Origin of the sequence: Lysinibacillus sp. NPDC093210, from assembly GCF_044753985.1 — a bacterium.
Taxonomy (GTDB): Bacteria; Bacillota; Bacilli; order Bacillales_A; family Planococcaceae; genus Lysinibacillus.
In genome coordinates, this window is record NZ_JBIVOE010000001.1 from 685,567 (window position 1) to 702,047 (window position 16,481).

The following is a 16,481-nucleotide window of genomic DNA, read 5'->3' on the forward strand; positions in this document are numbered from 1 at the left end:
TCCTTAACACTTTATTATCCATATATAACTAGCCCATACGCCCTAACTATTATGAGCTTAAAATTCTTTCTTACGATAGATACCGAGTGATATAAAAGAAGATAGAAGAAAAAGCAAAATACCCACTAGAAGCAATAAAATTGGCAGAAGTGTCGATATATTTAAATTAAAATTTGACAACGGAAGTCGCTCCAGTAAATAGTGTATCTCTCCTACATAATTTATAGCAATAAACGGTCCAAATACTCCTGCAATTATAATACCATCTGACTTTTCTACTCCAAAGTTATAAAGAAGTGGGAATATTATTGCTCCCGCTAGGAGCAAAGCAACAGCATCGACAGCAATCCACTCAACAACATTTTTACTATTAAAGGATAGCTGGAAGCATAACGTATATATATATACGACGCCATAAGATAATATAACTCCAATAGTTATGGATAAAAAATAGAAAAGATAGTAACTTTGTACAATAGTACTTCTACGAACTGGTAAAGTAAGCACATACTTGTCATAACCGGACTTAGCCTCAATTTTTGACAATTCCAATGTTGGGAACATCATAAGCAGCATAATAAACCTAATAGCTAACCACTGACCACTCTCACCTAATACGAAAGGCTCTGAATCCCCTGAGACCTCTGAAACCCAAATCGAAATACCAGATAATACTATACTTATCGCTGCGTACATCAAAACGCTTCGATAAACCATATAAAAGTTTGTATATTGAAGACCTAGCATTTGCATGATCTATTCACTCTTCCTCTTTTTAAAAGTATGACTTAAAATTCTTTCTTGTTATTAATAGTTACAGAAAAATAATAAGAAAGAATATAGATTAACATACCAATCAAAACAAATATCACTGAAAAACCTATAAATACATTGAAATTATGCAAATCTATATCCATTAAACTGGCTATATACTGCATTGCCTTACTTATTAAACCTGCAACATAATACGAACCAAAGAAAGTTAGCAATACAAAAATATCTGACTTTGTTGCCCCAAACAAATAGATAAGTGGGAATGTTACAGAGCCAGTTAAAATAAATATGGTAAACATAGATATCACCTCTTGATATAAAAAAATATCTAATGATATCCAAGAAAGTAGACTGAATAGATAAAGAGCACCAAGAGCTACCATTATCCCTGCAACTGTAATATAAGCAAGAAAGATATATTGACTTTTCACAATAGTTCCTCTTCGAACTGGGAAAGTAAGTACATACTTATCATAACCAGACTTCGCTGCAACTTTTAAAACTTCAAATGCAGGAAGTATACTTAATAGAAAAATAATCCTAGGAACGAAGAATTCAGCATCAACTCCAAAAAATTTCTCATCCCCTATATATATAAAAAGAACAGCACCTGTTACTATTGCTCCAACCGTGTATATTATCATACTTCGATAAACCATATAAAAGTTTGTTAATACTAAACCTGTCATTTTCATTACTTTAGTCACCTCTATTTTAAAAGTGTAAGTCAAAATTCTTTTTTACAATAAATAAATAGAGAAATAAAAAAAGATATAAGAAAAATTAAAATACCTATTAGAAGCAATATTATCGGAACATGCTTTAATGGATCGAGATTAAACTTTAACAGCGGTGGTTGCTCTATTAAAGAGTACACGCCCAAGCGGAGTGAATTTACTACTAAACCCATGAACAATAGACTCAGCAATAGAATAAAATCAGACTTCTCTTCCCCCAACATAAAAATCAATGGAAATATTATCGCTCCGAGTGTTAGCATTGAGAGAATTGTAAAAGCAATAGTTTGTAATAGACTAAGGTCAATTGAAACCTCTGAAAATAGTCCATAGACATAAAAGATACCAACAAATAGTATTACACCTATAACTACTACTAAAAAATAGACTAAGTAATAACTTTGTATAATATTTTTTCTACTAACCGGTAAAGTGAGTACATACTTATTATAACCAGACTGAGACTCAACTTTTAGAATTTCCCATACAGGCATTGTTATTACTAAACCCAACGTAATAGCACTAAAAATTGCATATGCACCTCCAGTTAGCTTCAAATAAAATGCAGTGACCCCTATTCCTATCAGTGTGTACACCAAAATGCTTCGATGAACTAAATAAAAGTTTGTAAATAATAGACCTTTCATTTATTATTCACTCCCTGTTAAAAACACACTGATTTCTTCCATTGAAACTGTTCGAGCCGCTACTTCATTCGGCAATTTTTGCCTATCTGTTACAAGTGCAGTGACGGTAGCACCATGTCTTCTTCGGGCAACGACAATATCTTTGTTCAATTGAGTTAGCTGTTCATTATCCAGATCCACAAAAGCATATTTTTCAAACACTTTATTTTTTTCCGCATTTAAAGTTATTTTACCTTCACTAATAAAGACAAGATGGCTTGCTATCCTTTCAATATCACTCATAATATGGGATGAAAGTACGATACCATGACTCCCTTCATTCACAAAATTCGCCAATTCATCCAAGACCACTTCCCTTGAAGACGGATCAAGACCGCCTGTTGCTTCATCTAAGATTAATAATTGTGCTTTATGTGATAATGCAACAGCTATAGATATTTTCATCGACATCCCACGTGAGAATGAGCCGACTTTTTTATTTCTAGGTAAAGAGAAAATATCTACTAAGCGATCAAATTCATTTTGATCCCAAGAATCAAACACTTTGACAAACACTTTACCTAACTGCTTTATTGTAAGGTTAGACGGCAGATTGATCGCATCAAATACCACCCCTATTTTTTCTTTTAGTTCAACTTCTTTATTTAGATTTTCTTTACCAAATAGTTTCACTGTACCGCTCTCTTTATGAATCAATTCCAACACTGCTTTAAATGTTGTCGATTTACCGGCCCCGTTATTACCAATAAATCCTACAATAGCTCCTGGTGGCACATTAAATGAAACATCGTCTAAGACAACTTTGTCTCCATATGACTTTCTAAGATTATTAATTTCTAAAAGATTTGACATTATTTCATCCTCCTTTATTAATATTAAAATTAATATGTCTACAGCTTAGCTACACTTAATTAGTTATAATATTCGGAAAATAAAGTTTGTAATTTTTAAAAATGGTATTCTTTCTTCTTTATTATCTATACAAATAGAAATAAATCTTAAGTGTTGCATAGATTTACACATTGCTAACATCTTAGTCGTTGTCATCGTTTTATGAATGGTGTTTATTTCCGAAAGAGGGGAGACGGTGCAGAATAGTATAATTGTAATTGCTAAAAAGGCTTCAGCTTTATTAAGTGAATTGAGGTATTATTTCATGGAAAAAATGACCTTGAAGTTTCCTCCTGTTTAGAAAACTTTTTAGCCCTTTATTCTGCCTAGAAGTGTTTTGCAAAAATGCGAAGTATGTCGAATCTCGTTCTATTTGTTTCATTGCGTGGATGTTTATCTGATGTGGGAGAATCGACTTCTGATATGTAACGGAATATCGTTGCGTTACCGATTTCTAGAACAGAATCATAGTATTCAAGTCCGTCACTTTTATAAAAGTTCAAGAAATCATTTTACAAGCGCTCTCGTTTATAGAAAAATATAGCTCTTTTGCTTGTATCATAATGATAGAAAACCGCTATATCCCCACTTACTATTTAATGTTATTACTAGTTTATCATCCCCATAACTGCCATTTCAACCGACATTTTTTCTGTCGGTAACCGTCATTTTTCTGTCGTTTGATGTGAAATATTTACTCTTCTTGACTGAAAAACAACTTAGAATAAACGTCTCTCGTGTTGAAATGAAAAATGACGGAACATCAAAAAAATGTCATACTTTGCAATTAGATGGGGTAGGAAAGCTTTTCTTTTAAAAAATATGGGGACAAAATTGATATCTTAAATCAGAAGTACACAGCTTTAACACCTTTATAAAATAGATTCATTAAATCTTGCAATCTACAATACATCCGATTAGAAAAGCACTACAAAAAATGATACTCAAATAGTAACTAACAATGAATCCACCTTATCCTCGGCTAACTCCATCTCCAAAGCCCCTTAAATTAACTATCAAGCTTTTATTTATAACTAGTCTTTAAATTCATACAATTAAACCATTAATAATTTCACTATTATGTACAAAAACAATCAAAAAAGATTGGTACAACGAAACTTCGTTATACCAATCCATTCAGTCATTAATTATGCTTAAAAACTCATGCCAATGATGCAACCGCGGCAATGTTACATGCTGATTATACGATTGATTTTTTAATATTACTTTTGTGTTAATACCCTGTAGTGTTTCTAGCACTGCTGGTTTGTCATCAACGTAAACATCTAAAGTAAGTTCTTTAATAATATTTATTTTCTCCGCATCCTGCATACCACAATAGAAATGCCCTTCTTCTACAGGGAAACCTTGCGCTCGCATCCATTGTTGCGTTTGTTGACAATATTGTTTTGGACGTGACGTAATATAATAAATTTCATGTCCTTGCTGATGTAATGCTTGCAATGTTTCAAGTGCCGCTTCGAAAATCGGACAATCCGTAAAATAGATTTCATCCAATGAACTGTTCCACATTGCTGAGCCCTCTGCATCTGTTAATCCAAAGGGCTCATGAATCTCTACTCTTTGCAAAGCTTGAAAGGTTTCGTCTGTTATATTTTTGCCTAGCTTTTTATTATAAAGCGAAAAGGCATGAGCACGTAAATTAATCAGCGTATCATCTATATCAAAGCCAAATTTCATCTATATTTTCTTCCTTTCAAGATGCCTGATCTATAAAGTGAAAGGCAAAAGTTTGTTCTTTTTCAATTTGCTGCGCCAATACTTCTTCAATGGCCTGTTCTCGCAGTTGCTGAAAATCTCTCACATTAAATTGTTTAATAGAGTCCTTATTTAGTAATGACGCAAGACAATCAGCATCCTTTAGCGCGCTATTTAAGCCGAATGCGCCAGTAGGTGTCATCGTATGAACGGCATCGCCTAAAAGGACAAGTCCTTGTGTCCCCCAACAGTCACAATGACTACTAAACACATCAAGTAGGATAAAATCTTGCCATGAACGAATATGGTGAGGAACGTTTTCCTCTAATTCAGGAAAAGCCTTTATAAGCTGGTTAATAAACGGAGTAATTGCCTGTTTTCTAAGTTGTGGAAAATCACCCTGTTTAATATTCCAACCAATTTGAATATAGCCACCTGTCTGTGAGAAAAGCGACAATTGCATATCATCAATAAGCGCCATTTTAATAGCTGGCTCCCAGCCTTGAGGCGCAGGAATTTTTGCCCATAGTAAATCAAAACCATGCTTGTGCTTTTGGATGGTAATGTGTGCTCGTTTTCGAGTTGTCGAATATCGACCATCCGCTCCTATTATAAGCTGGCTCTTAATTTCAATCGTTTCTTCGTCCTTTGTCGCGATAACGCCGACATATCGGCCTGAAGAATCCGTCATTAGTGTTGTCACCTTTGTATTTAGGAAACACTTAAAATTTTGGAAGTGAGCTGTTTGTTGAAGGATACCTTTAAGCAAATGTGCTTGAGGAACATGAATACCTAAATGTCCTACAGAAGCTTCTGGAAAAATTGTTTTAAACGCTTCGCCCTTCGCATAATATTCTAGTTTTTCCATTCTTAATAAACCAAGAGCTTCTATCGCTTCAAAGAGATGATGGTTTTTGAGAACAGTCTCGCCCTCTTCATTTAAATGTTCGCCGCGAAAAGCCTGCCCAAGTGCTGCGCTTTGTTCCAGCAGTATCACGGACAGACCCTTTTTCGCTAGCAAATGAGCGAGAAGTGCACCACTTGGTCCAGCTCCTACAATACATACATCCGCTTGAAAATTCACTTACCTTCATCTTTTTTCGGATAAGCAATAATGCGTAAATCTTGCCCTACCTTATCAACGGAATCAAATGCAACATCCCACGCATCATCCATTGTTGGCGCATTATAGCCCGCAAAAGGTGTTAAAGATAAACTTCCACCTAAAACTTTAGGCGCTACGTAAATAACGTATTTATCGATGGCGGCATCTTGTAAAAATGAAGCATTAATCGCACTTCCACCCTCGACTAAAATATCAGTTATTCCAAGTAAATAAAGCTTTTCTAACATATCATCAATATGAAGACCTTCCTTACTTTTTCGGACAGATAGGACAGTGACACCTTTAGCCTCTAAAACGTTGATTTGATCTTGCTTAACATCCTCACTGCAAACAATAATTGTTTTCGCTTCTTCTATATTTAGAACATTGGCATGTGTCGGTGTACGAAGAGAGCTATCCATAATGATGCGTATTGGGTTTTTGCCTTGGCGATCGTTTAGTCTCGTCGTTAAAGATGGATTATCAGCAATCACTGTTCCAACACCAACTAATATTGCATCTACTTCGTGACGAATATGATGGACATCTTCTCGAGCTTCTGCACCAGTTACCCATTTGGAATGCCCCGTATGCGCAGCGATTTTCCCGTCCAATGTCATCGCATATTTTGAAATAACAAAAGGCCGTTTAGTGAGCATATTGTGAATAAAGCGTTCGTTTAAACGTCGTGACTTTTCTTCTAACACACCTACCTCAACCTCAATGCCTGCATCACGCAATAATTGGATACCATTACCTGCTACAGCTGGATTAGGATCTTGCATCGCAACTACAACTCGGCTCACTTCTGATTCCTTGACTAAATTAGCACAAGGGGGCGTTTTACCGTAATGTGAACATGGCTCAAGTGTTACGTAAAGAGTAGCACCTTTTGCGTGCTCTCCTGCCATATGAAAGGCATGCACTTCCGCGTGCGGTTCCCCCGCTTTTCGATGTAAGCCAGTGCCTACGATAACACCATCTTTTACAATAACAGCTCCAACAAGAGGATTGGGGTTCGTATTCCCTCTTGCACTCGCTGCTAAATTTAATGCTAATTGCATATATTTTTCATCTGTCGTCATCTTTGTACCCTCCACTTACTTCACTTCCGGATATGACCAGATTTCTCCACTTTCGTATCTAAATAAAAACGATTTGTTTCCGTTATACCTCCCCATAAAGGGATATGTCCGTCTGCTGCTAAGCCGTGCATCTGCAAAGCAGTAAGCTTCTTCGGATTATTTGTAATCAATGTAACAGGCTTCGCACGAAGAGCTGTTAATACAGTAACCGCATCTTCATACGAACGCGTATCATCTTGGAAACCAAGTGCAAGGTTTGCTTCTACAGTATCTAATCCTTCTTCCTGTAATAAATAAGCAAGAGATTTAGAAAATAGACCGATACCACGCCCTTCATGATCAGCTAAATAGAAAATCGCTCCGCACCCATGTTCTACAATCATTTTCATAGATTCATGTAATTGATAACCACAGTCACAGCGTTGGCTCCCAAATATATCGCCAGTATGGCAAATGCTATGCATGCGGATTAAAGCATTTTCTTCATGGGCGAAATCACCGTAAACTAGTACGGATGATTGCTGAGAAAATGCTAAATTTGCCGTTGCTAGCCCATCCATAATTTCTTCTTTTGACAAATTGCCATCAACCTTTAACCAGTTATACCATTGAAAAGTCGCTGAAAATTCACCTTGCTTTATAGGTAACTTTACTGGACCTACTAGACAAATATTTTCTGTTTCAGAATGCTTTACAATTGTCATTTTGTCCTTCACTATATCCACTACTTTAGTAGTAATTGTCATATTTATCGCCAACTTTCTATTCTAAACATTTAGTTGAATTTGCTAATTAAACGCTTCTACTTAAATAACTTACTTAACGTAACTAAGTTTATAATAATAACTGAAAACTGTCAAACAACAGCCCCTTTTTTATTAAAATATCACATCTTAATAAAAAGCTGTTAAATGATGCTTAAATCATATACTAATAGCTTATGGGGGTGCTATTTTTTCTGTGCAGGCTAGTCTATAATAAGCGAAGGTAGGTTTGTTATGATGAAAGGAAGTTTAAGCATGAACTTAGAAAAAAATGTTCAAGTAAGGCAGCCAAAATACCAGCAAATTGCGGTGGATCTTGCCTCAAAAATTGTAGAAAAAAAATATCAAATTGGTGATAAAATTTACGCAAGATCTTCATTAGCTAGCCAATACAATGTATCTGCTGAAACGGCAAGAAGAGCGATAGCAGTTTTGCAAGATTTAGAAATTGTGGAAGCTTCCAAAGGTAGTGGTGTCATCATTAAATCGTATGAAATGGCGGCACGCTTTGTCCGACAATTCCAAGATGTCCAATCCGTTCATGAGCTACAAAATGAGCTTTTAATAAGTATTCAAAAGCAACAACAAGAATTGTTGCATTTACAAGAAAAAACGAAACAACTTATTAGTCGAACGGAACATTTCCGCTCGGTCAATCCCTTTATTCCATATCAAATTGAAATGACTGCTGAAAGTCCTTGTATTCATCAAACTTTGCAAGCATTAAATTTTTGGCAAAATACGTCTAGCACAATAGTCGGTATTCGCCGTGGAAATGAATTATTACTTTCACCTGGACCATATGCTTCATTTGAAGAAGGAGATATTATTTATTTTATTGGCAACGATGAAAGTTTAGGCCGCGTACAGAGTTTTTTATATCCAAATTAAAATCCGCATAAGCGCTGATATAACAGCGTTTATGCGGTTTTTTTCTTATTTAGCGATTTGACAAAAGTAACAACCTTTTGTTAGTGTTAAGTTGTTACTTGTTTATTTTTGGTTATCATTATCCTCAAATAGTGTAATGAAAACGAAACAATTGTCATATAGATTTTCTTTATTCGTTTTATGAAAGTAACATCTAAGGTTGATATCTCACTGCTGATACAAGTGGGATTAGCGCACGAAAGGAGTGGTTCTATGGAAAAAATAAAAGTAGAACATGTTTCTAAAGTATTTGGTAAACATATTCCCCAAGCTTTAGAACTCGTCAAACAACAAAAAAGTAAGACAGATATTTTAAAAGAAACAGGTGCAACAGTTGGTGTATATGATGCCAGCTTTACTGTAAATGAAGGTGAAATTTTCGTCATCATGGGCTTATCAGGTAGTGGTAAATCAACGCTGATTAGACTGTTAAATCGACTTATCGAACCTACAAGCGGCAATATTTTTATCGATGGAGAAAATATTTCTAAAATGGGGAAAGAAAGCTTACGAACCGCACGACGAAGCAAAATGAGTATGGTTTTTCAAAACTTCGGTTTATTCCCTCACCGTACACTTCTACAAAATACCGAATACGGCCTTGAAATTAGAGGCATTTCAAAAGAAGAGCGCAAAGCAAAGGCGGAACAAGCTCTTGCAAATGCAGGCTTACTTGCCTACAAAGATCAATATCCAAACCAACTATCAGGCGGGATGCAGCAACGTGTAGGCTTAGCACGAGCACTCGCAAACGACCCAGAGATTTTATTAATGGATGAAGCATTTTCCGCTCTAGATCCTTTGATTCGTAAAGAAATGCAAGATGAATTACTAGATTTACAACGAACATTGAAAAAAACAATTTTATTTATCACGCATGATTTAAATGAGGCGCTTCGCATTGGTGATCGTATTGCCATAATGAAAGATGGTTCCATTATTCAAATTGGAACTGGTGAAGAAATTTTAACGAATCCAGCAAATGATTACGTAAAAACGTTCGTTGAAGATGTCGATCGCTCTAAAGTATTAACAGCTGAAAACGTGATGGTTCGACCTGTCTATGTCAATGTCGACCTTGATGGACCTACTGTAGCATTGAAAAGAATGCGCCAAGAAGCTGTTAGTTTACTGATAGCAGTTGATAAAAATCGACATTTGAAAGGCTTTATTACCGCAGATGACGCACTAGCGGCTGCTAAAAAACAGGAACAAACGGTACATTCGATTGTTCAATCCGAGATGTTAACCGTTCCACCAGATATGCTTTTACAGGATATTTTAGGTTTGATTCATAATTCTCCTACTCCTATCGCAGTTGTTAAAGATGAACGCTTGCTTGGTGTTCTCATCCGAGGTGTTGTTATCGAAGCACTTTCAACATTCACTGAGGAGGAAGTAACACATGAATAATTTTTTAGACAATATTCCAACCTTACCACTTGCCCCATGGGTAGAGTCAGCTATGGACTGGTTGACGAGTAATTTTTCAGCATTCTTTGATGTGATTCAAAAATACGGAAAACTACTCATGAACCAGGTCACTGATTTATTAATTGGCATTCCCGCTATTATTCTCATTTTACTTGTCGTTATTTTAGCGTTTTTCGCTGTAGGCAAAAAATTTGGGCTCGCAAGCTTTACTCTAATAGGCCTTTTATTTATTTATAACCAAGGCTTATGGGAACATCTCATGGAAACCACAACGCTTGTTTTATTTTCTAGTATAATTTCTATCATCATTGGTATACCACTTGGTATTTTAATGTCCAAGTCAAGCGTTGCCGAAAATATTATTAAACCGATTCTCGATTTCATGCAAACGATGCCTGGCTTCGTTTACTTAATTCCGGCAGTTGCCTTTTTCGGTATTGGCATTGTGCCAGGTGTATTTGCATCCGTTATCTTTGCATTACCACCTACTGTACGTATGACAAATCTAGGGATTCGACAAGTACCAAAAGAATTAGTGGAAGCTGCGGATTCATACGGCAGTACTGCAGGGCAAAAGTTGTTTAAAGTGGAAATTCCGCTTGCTAAATCAACAATTATGGCCGGCATTAACCAAACCGTTATGCTATCACTTTCAATGGTAGTTATCGCTTCTATGATTGGGGCACCAGGACTTGGTCGTGAAGTATTAACAGCATTGCAACGTACACAAGTAGGGAATGGTTTCGTTGCAGGTTTAGGACTCGTGATTTTCGCGATTATTATCGATCGCTTAACTCAAAGCTTTAATAGAAAGAAAGAGCAGTAATAATGCATATAAGCAAATACAAGAGCGCACTACAAACGTTTTGTATTTTGCTAGAATGCTAAATATTGAGGAAAGAAAGGAAGATTCGATGAAACTGAAAACATTATCAAAATTAGGGATGGCTTTAGGGCTTGGCTTTATGCTAGCTGCATGTAGTGAAAGTGATTCGACTAAGAATGAGGATTCGAAAGATGTAAATTTAGCCTACGTTGAGTGGGACACAGAAATCGCTTCGACTACCGTTGTCGGTCAAGTTTTAGAAGACTTAGGATATGACGTTACGTTAACACCACTTGATAACGCAATTATGTGGGAAGCTGTTTCAAAAGGTGAAGCAGATGGCATGGTCGCTGCTTGGCTTCCACATACACATGGAACACAATACGAAAAATATAAAAAAGATTTAGACGAGCTAGGTGAAAACCTTGCTGGTGCAAAAATTGGCTTAGTTGTCCCAAGCTATATGGATGTTAATTCAATTGAAGATTTAACAAATGAAGCAGATCATACAATTACAGGAATTGAGCCTGGTGCCGGCATTACGGCGGCAACGGAAAAAGCACAAGAGGAGTATGATAACCTTGCAGATTGGAATCTATTAACTTCATCTTCAGGTGCTATGACAACTGCGCTATCGAAAGCAATTAAAAATAAAGAAGAAATTATCGTTACTGGCTGGTCTCCACACTGGAAATTCGCAAAATATGATTTGAAATATTTAGATGATCCAAAAGGTGTTTATGGCGGAGAAGAAACGATTAATACATTTGTTCGTAAAGGGTTAAAAGAAGATCAACCAGATGTATATTCAGTTTTAGATAATTTCCACTGGACATCAGAAGATCTAGAAGCAGTTATGTTAGACATTTTAAATGGTGATGATCCTAAAGATGCAGCGAAAGAATGGATTAAAAATAATCCCGATAAAGTTGCTGAATGGACAAAAGATGTAAAAGAACAATAAACAAAATTGTTTTGGTGCCTGGCACTTAGTATGGGCACCTAGCAAAATAGACGTTTTCTATTTAGTAAAAATCCACTTCGCTTTCTGCGGACACGACGTAAGCTGCAACCCTCGCTAGCGCGCTTTGTTGCGACGTACGTTACGTGCATTCCCTCAGGAGGCTTCGTGGATTTTTACTTAGTTATACATAAAAATTTTCAGAATTGTTTGAGTGACTGGCACTAAGATAATATTTTTAAGCAAATGGCGGCTCCTAAAACTAGGGCAATACAAACGATTCGTCGCCAATCTTTAGATTCGTTGAAAAAGAGCATACCTAACAATGCTCCGCCTGCTGCCCCAATACCTGTCCAAATAGCATAAGCTGTCCCCATCGGTAATGTTTCCATCGCAAAGGCAAGCCCTAAAAAACTAACCGTAAAAGCCACAATCATTAAAACTAAATTTTTCACCGATTTTACATCATTGTATTTACTAATCATAAAAACACCCATCATTTCACAGATCCCAGCGATAACTAATGCTACCCATGCCATTATACTTTCACCTCTTTATCCTTCGGTTCACCTGTTACAAGCTTCAAACCTACAACGCCAGCGAGCAGCACAACAATACATAATATTTTAGCTAGCTTCCATGGTTCTCCAAACAGCAGGCTGTCTGCACATACCGTACCTGCAGTTCCCAGTCCTACAAACACTGCATAGACCGTCCCAACAGGTAAATACTCACCAGCCTTAATTAATAAATAAAAGCTAATAAAAATGGCAATAGCTGTGCCAAGCCATTCTAGTATGCTTGTTGCATGCTTTAAGCCAATTACCCAGCCTACCTCAAAAAAAGCTGCAACAAATACACTGATCCATTGTTTGTTCATTTGTATTCCTCCATTTCATTATAGATACGAGACACAAAACGGCTTCAAAGTATTGAAGGCAAATAAAAAAAGCCTAAAGAAACACTGTTTTTCAACAGTATCTCCCAGGCTTTTATCCTTCCGTGTCACAAAATACATTTTGCGGTTTTCTCTCGGACCAGACTAGCTATCGCTACGGAACCCTAGAAAACTATCATATCTAATTGTCATTTTAGTATAGCAAATAAATTAAAAACTTTCCACTGGAACATAGCCAACCTTTTCTACTAATGCCTGCCCCTCTGGTGACACAATCCATTCAATAAACTGCTTAACATTTTGATTTTTTGTCCCAGTAGTCACTGCATAAAATTCCGACGTTAGTGGATATGTACCATTTCGAATATTATCCTTCGTCGGGGCAATACCATCAATGGACAGTAATTGAATTTCTTTATTGCCGACCATTTCTGTCGAATAATACCTAAATGTAAAACCAATTGCATTTTTATAATTACGATATTGAGATACCTCATGGATAATACCGCCCATTCCAGATGCTACATCTTCTGCTGGCGCCTCCATTAGTGCAGTATCACCCATCATTTTTTCTAGTGTCGTTTGACTACCGCTATCCGCAGGTCGTTGGAATGCACGAATCGAGTCATTGGCTCCTCCAACTTCTCGCCAGTTTGTTATTTCTCCAGCGTAAATTTGTTTAATTTGTTCTAGCGATAAATTTTCAACATTATTTTTATGGTGGACAAAAAAGACAAATGCTTCACGCCCAATCGGTGTCATGTCAAATGTCAGCCCATTGATCTCCGCTATCTTAATTTGTGACTCAGAAGGAGCCGCAGCAAAAATAACATCCACATCACCTGAAATTAAATTTTGATAAGCCTCTGGCGTTCGACTTACTTTAACCTCACTATCATAGTACGGGTATTCCTTTTTAGGATATGTCGCTTCTACAAAAGCTGCATATAATGGATACATTGCCGTTGCACCATCTAAGCGCGGTAATGGGTCCTTCAATTGTAATGAAGCTTTTTTCTCGTTCTTCACAACTTTATTGTGCTCTACGAATGGTTCGTAGGCATACTCATCGATTTCAGCATCGACAGTAGCCTTACTCATTTTATAATGATACTGAATCGGTGCAATAGAAGCGATTAAAACAGCAACGCCAATAATTGTCGAAACCGCTACTTTCCGCTTCTTTGTCTTAAACCACTCTAAAATTAGAAACGTATAGAGTAAAAAGAAGCTTATCGATAGCACGAAGAGTAGATATAAATAATGAATAGCACCATTTAATAATAAAGTAAAAGCAATTATTCCAGTAAAAAATAACACACCGATGAACACGAAAATTAATTGCAAAACTATCATTGCCTTGTCCTCCTCTCATATAAAAGTGTAAAATTACACTATTTATATTTACCTTATAAGATTTCAGAGAAAAAGGCAACAAAATTTTGGTAATTAATATGGTAATCTTCAAGGATGAAATAACAAAAATGCACGAGCGTGGCACACACATAACCTACAGCAAAAAAGGAGCTTGCAAAAGCTCCTCAATCCGAAATTGTTACCTATCCAGTGTAAACCCCTTCACATGTATCTGGTGCAGGTTCATAGAAACAATGATTTTTAAATTGACCAGTGAATGGTTGACCATACCACGTTGGTGGGCACGGAGCATATGGATTAAAGTACCAGAGTGCAAATTTCGCTGGGTGGTCTCTCCAATAGTCCAAGTTCTGTTTCGCTAATCTTTTCTCGGTTTCCCTTGCCCGTTGATAAAACATATTCCCTTTTTGAACTGCTTCAAAAGAATAATTTCCGCCCTGTACCTGATAAATAACATCGTCAATTGACCTTAAATCTTTAAAATCTAAACAATTTGATACTAGGCGATTAACAATGACATTTCCAACATACAACATCCCTTGTTTTCCTTCACCTTCCGCTTCTGCTCTCATCATCCTCGCCATTAAAGCGACATCTGCATCGCGGTATTTTGCTCTTGGCAATTTAATCACCCCACGATTATTGTATGACAAGAAGGAGTAAATTGTGCCACTGTTAATGAAGAATGCTTTTTAGCTCACTGTTGGACATTTTGGCTATTTTTAAAATAGACGCTATATTTCCTCGCATTTGCAAAACCTAATTTACTACCCAAATTAATGGAAGCACTATTATCAACATCACAATCCCAGCGTGGTTGAATTGTTTCTGCTAGGCAATAATCTATAAACTGTTCAGCCACAATACTTGCTAACCCTTTTCCCCTATAATTCAAATCGGTAACAATATCTATTTCTGCATATTTTGTAGATTTAAAAATCGAAACGCATTCACTAATAATATTCCCTCTATCCTTCACACAAAATCCAATTCCATTTTGAATAAAATTATGCGTAGAATCCCAATACTCATTGTAGTATTTTTTATCAAACGCCAAACAATGTTGAATATCCAATGAGTCTATTTTTGCTACTTCGTACTCGTAATTATCGCTTCTTCTTCTACTTTCATACTTCATTGCATCAAAAGAAAAAGCATATCTTTGAATTTTCCCTACTCTCGTATTAAGGTGTTTCTCAATTACTTGATCCCAAGCAGGATTAGCAGAAAATAATGTAAAGCGTTTCGCTTGATATACAGATGTCTCAAAAAATTTAACAAGGTTCTGTATTAATAGCTCATCTATTGTTTGCCCTGCAATATAGTACAATCCTGAATCGGTTTGAATAAGCAATGATTTGTAATCGGCACAATTTGCATAAACAGTTCCTTCTATAGTAGAATCCAACACACTAAATACAAACGTTGGTGCTTCTTCAAGTTTGTTCTTTATTAAACTATAATGCTCTTTTGGTACTAAAATCATATTGCTATAACCCCTTTATGTATATTTCAAAATACGCAGATACATTTTTTTATAAGATATTTTATTGAATTAATAAACACGGTTAAATTCGAAGGTAAATTGTCCATATTGTCCATTAATATATCGATAATACGAATAAAAGAATCGATAATGTAAAGCAAATACTCCATAACGAACCAAGTATTTTTTGATTTTTAATATTTCTATTTTGTTTTAGTTTTTCTAATAACTGAACTAAATTAATAAACCATAAAAAAGAAAATAACAGCGGTAAAAAGATTAAAAATAATAAATCCATTGCTTTTCCTCCATTAAACTATTAAAAGCTTCTTTAATTAATAGTTTTCTTTTTTCTACTTTTCCATACAAAAAATAAAATAATCACAACAAACATTAAAAATCCGATAATACCACACATAAATGGATCAATAACGAAAAAATAGCTATCCTGTACTTGATAGGGCTCTTGGCCATTTTCCATTAAACCCCTCCTAAATTTAAACATTGTGACTTAACCTCGGCATTGTAGCAAGCGCCATTTAGTCAAACATTTATTAATTAATCACAATACCTTGAGCAGCAACGAATAACATGAATAACGCAGTGCATAAAAAGAAAATTCCCCACAATAAATTCTTCGTTCTTTTATATTCTCTTAACCCTATTATTAGATACATGACACCCATCAGCGTGAACAACAATGGAAATAATTGATAATTTACCGTAACAATGACGTATATACTAATTCCCAAAACGAGGAATGCAAACAATATGTGCAATACCATTAAAGTATCAAACTTTTTTTCTTTCATTTTTTACCTCCACTTTGCTTATTATCCTTCCTCAA

Annotated in this window: 20 protein-coding genes and 1 riboswitch; of the genes, 4 read left to right on the forward strand and 16 right to left on the reverse strand. The window is 35.9% G+C overall.

Annotation, left to right across the window (positions count from 1 at the left end; all coding sequences use genetic code 11):
• Positions 1–57: 57 nt before the first annotated feature.
• The 8 genes from ACIP9C_RS03360 to ACIP9C_RS03395 all read right to left on the reverse strand — a co-directional run bounded on the left by ACIP9C_RS03360 (position 58) and on the right by ACIP9C_RS03395 (position 7,704).
• On the reverse strand, positions 58–753 hold the full coding sequence (locus tag ACIP9C_RS03360) for an ABC-2 transporter permease (RefSeq protein ID WP_401008607.1): 696 nt from the start codon (positions 751–753) through the stop codon (positions 58–60).
• A gap of 35 nt (positions 754–788) precedes the next feature.
• Positions 789–1,469 (reverse strand): ABC-2 transporter permease, encoded by a 681-nt coding sequence (locus ACIP9C_RS03365; protein ID WP_401008609.1) that lies wholly within the window; start codon positions 1,467–1,469, stop codon positions 789–791.
• A gap of 32 nt (positions 1,470–1,501) precedes the next feature.
• The gene (locus ACIP9C_RS03370) at positions 1,502–2,158 is read right to left on the reverse strand and encodes an ABC-2 transporter permease (protein ID WP_401008611.1); all 657 of its coding nucleotides are present in this window, start codon (positions 2,156–2,158) and stop codon (positions 1,502–1,504) included.
• A 3-nt stretch (positions 2,159–2,161) separates the two neighbouring features.
• Positions 2,162–3,010, reverse strand: coding sequence for an ABC transporter ATP-binding protein (locus ACIP9C_RS03375; protein WP_401008613.1), 849 nt, complete (start codon positions 3,008–3,010; stop codon positions 2,162–2,164).
• Positions 3,011–4,186: 1,176 nt separating this feature from the next.
• Positions 4,187–4,750, reverse strand: a complete 564-nt coding sequence (locus ACIP9C_RS03380; RefSeq protein WP_401008615.1) for a 5' nucleotidase, NT5C type — start codon at positions 4,748–4,750, stop codon at positions 4,187–4,189.
• Between the two features lie 16 nt (positions 4,751–4,766).
• The gene (locus ACIP9C_RS03385) at positions 4,767–5,852 is read right to left on the reverse strand and encodes an FAD-dependent monooxygenase (protein ID WP_401008616.1); all 1,086 of its coding nucleotides are present in this window, start codon (positions 5,850–5,852) and stop codon (positions 4,767–4,769) included.
• Entirely contained in the window at positions 5,849–6,958 is a 1,110-nt protein-coding gene (gene ribD, locus ACIP9C_RS03390) for a bifunctional diaminohydroxyphosphoribosylaminopyrimidine deaminase/5-amino-6-(5-phosphoribosylamino)uracil reductase RibD (protein WP_401008618.1), read from the reverse strand. The genes ACIP9C_RS03385 and ribD overlap by 4 nt, the downstream gene beginning before the upstream one ends.
• A gap of 20 nt (positions 6,959–6,978) precedes the next feature.
• Entirely contained in the window at positions 6,979–7,704 is a 726-nt protein-coding gene (locus ACIP9C_RS03395) for a GTP cyclohydrolase II (RefSeq protein ID WP_401008620.1), read from the reverse strand.
• A gap of 273 nt (positions 7,705–7,977) precedes the next feature.
• Here ACIP9C_RS03395 and ACIP9C_RS03400 point away from each other — a divergent pair, with 273 nt between their 5' ends.
• From ACIP9C_RS03400 to ACIP9C_RS03415, 4 genes are all read left to right on the forward strand, one after another.
• Entirely contained in the window at positions 7,978–8,613 is a 636-nt protein-coding gene (locus ACIP9C_RS03400) for a GntR family transcriptional regulator (RefSeq protein ID WP_401008622.1), read from the forward strand.
• Positions 8,614–8,865: 252 nt separating this feature from the next.
• A complete protein-coding gene (locus ACIP9C_RS03405; protein ID WP_401008624.1) occupies positions 8,866–10,065 on the forward strand; it encodes a quaternary amine ABC transporter ATP-binding protein in 1,200 nt (399 codons plus the stop codon).
• The gene (locus ACIP9C_RS03410) at positions 10,058–10,912 is read left to right on the forward strand and encodes an ABC transporter permease (RefSeq protein WP_401008626.1); all 855 of its coding nucleotides are present in this window, start codon (positions 10,058–10,060) and stop codon (positions 10,910–10,912) included. The genes ACIP9C_RS03405 and ACIP9C_RS03410 overlap by 8 nt, the downstream gene beginning before the upstream one ends.
• 88 nt (positions 10,913–11,000) lie before the next feature.
• On the forward strand, positions 11,001–11,876 hold the full coding sequence (locus ACIP9C_RS03415) for a glycine betaine ABC transporter substrate-binding protein (protein WP_401008628.1): 876 nt from the start codon (positions 11,001–11,003) through the stop codon (positions 11,874–11,876).
• Between the two features lie 221 nt (positions 11,877–12,097).
• Here ACIP9C_RS03415 and ACIP9C_RS03420 read toward each other — a convergent pair whose 3' ends face one another.
• The 8 genes from ACIP9C_RS03420 to ACIP9C_RS03455 form a co-directional block, all read right to left on the reverse strand.
• Positions 12,098–12,412, reverse strand: coding sequence for a DMT family transporter (locus tag ACIP9C_RS03420; protein ID WP_401008629.1), 315 nt, complete (start codon positions 12,410–12,412; stop codon positions 12,098–12,100).
• Positions 12,412–12,753 carry a DMT family transporter gene (locus ACIP9C_RS03425; RefSeq protein WP_401008631.1) on the reverse strand — a complete coding sequence of 114 codons (342 nt, stop codon included), beginning with the start codon at positions 12,751–12,753 and terminating at the stop codon, positions 12,412–12,414. Before ACIP9C_RS03425 ends, ACIP9C_RS03420 begins: the two co-directional genes overlap by 1 nt.
• A gap of 99 nt (positions 12,754–12,852) precedes the next feature.
• A riboswitch (guanidine-I (ykkC/yxkD leader) is annotated at positions 12,853–12,950 on the reverse strand.
• A gap of 31 nt (positions 12,951–12,981) precedes the next feature.
• Positions 12,982–14,127: a PstS family phosphate ABC transporter substrate-binding protein gene (locus ACIP9C_RS03430; protein ID WP_401008633.1), complete on the reverse strand. Its 1,146-nt coding sequence runs from the start codon at positions 14,125–14,127 to the stop codon at positions 12,982–12,984.
• Between the two features lie 203 nt (positions 14,128–14,330).
• A complete protein-coding gene (locus tag ACIP9C_RS03435) occupies positions 14,331–14,771 on the reverse strand; it encodes a cell wall hydrolase (RefSeq protein WP_401008635.1) in 441 nt (146 codons plus the stop codon).
• A gap of 74 nt (positions 14,772–14,845) precedes the next feature.
• Positions 14,846–15,634 carry a GNAT family N-acetyltransferase gene (locus ACIP9C_RS03440; protein WP_401008637.1) on the reverse strand — a complete coding sequence of 263 codons (789 nt, stop codon included), beginning with the start codon at positions 15,632–15,634 and terminating at the stop codon, positions 14,846–14,848.
• A gap of 115 nt (positions 15,635–15,749) precedes the next feature.
• Complete coding sequence (locus tag ACIP9C_RS03445) at positions 15,750–15,932, reverse strand: hypothetical protein (protein ID WP_401008639.1); 183 nt, start codon at positions 15,930–15,932, stop codon at positions 15,750–15,752.
• Positions 15,933–15,965: 33 nt separating this feature from the next.
• Complete coding sequence (locus ACIP9C_RS03450; RefSeq protein WP_401008641.1) at positions 15,966–16,115, reverse strand: hypothetical protein; 150 nt, start codon at positions 16,113–16,115, stop codon at positions 15,966–15,968.
• 73 nt (positions 16,116–16,188) lie between these two features.
• Entirely contained in the window at positions 16,189–16,446 is a 258-nt protein-coding gene (locus ACIP9C_RS03455; RefSeq protein ID WP_401008643.1) for a DUF3953 domain-containing protein, read from the reverse strand.
• Positions 16,447–16,481 lie beyond the last annotated feature (35 nt).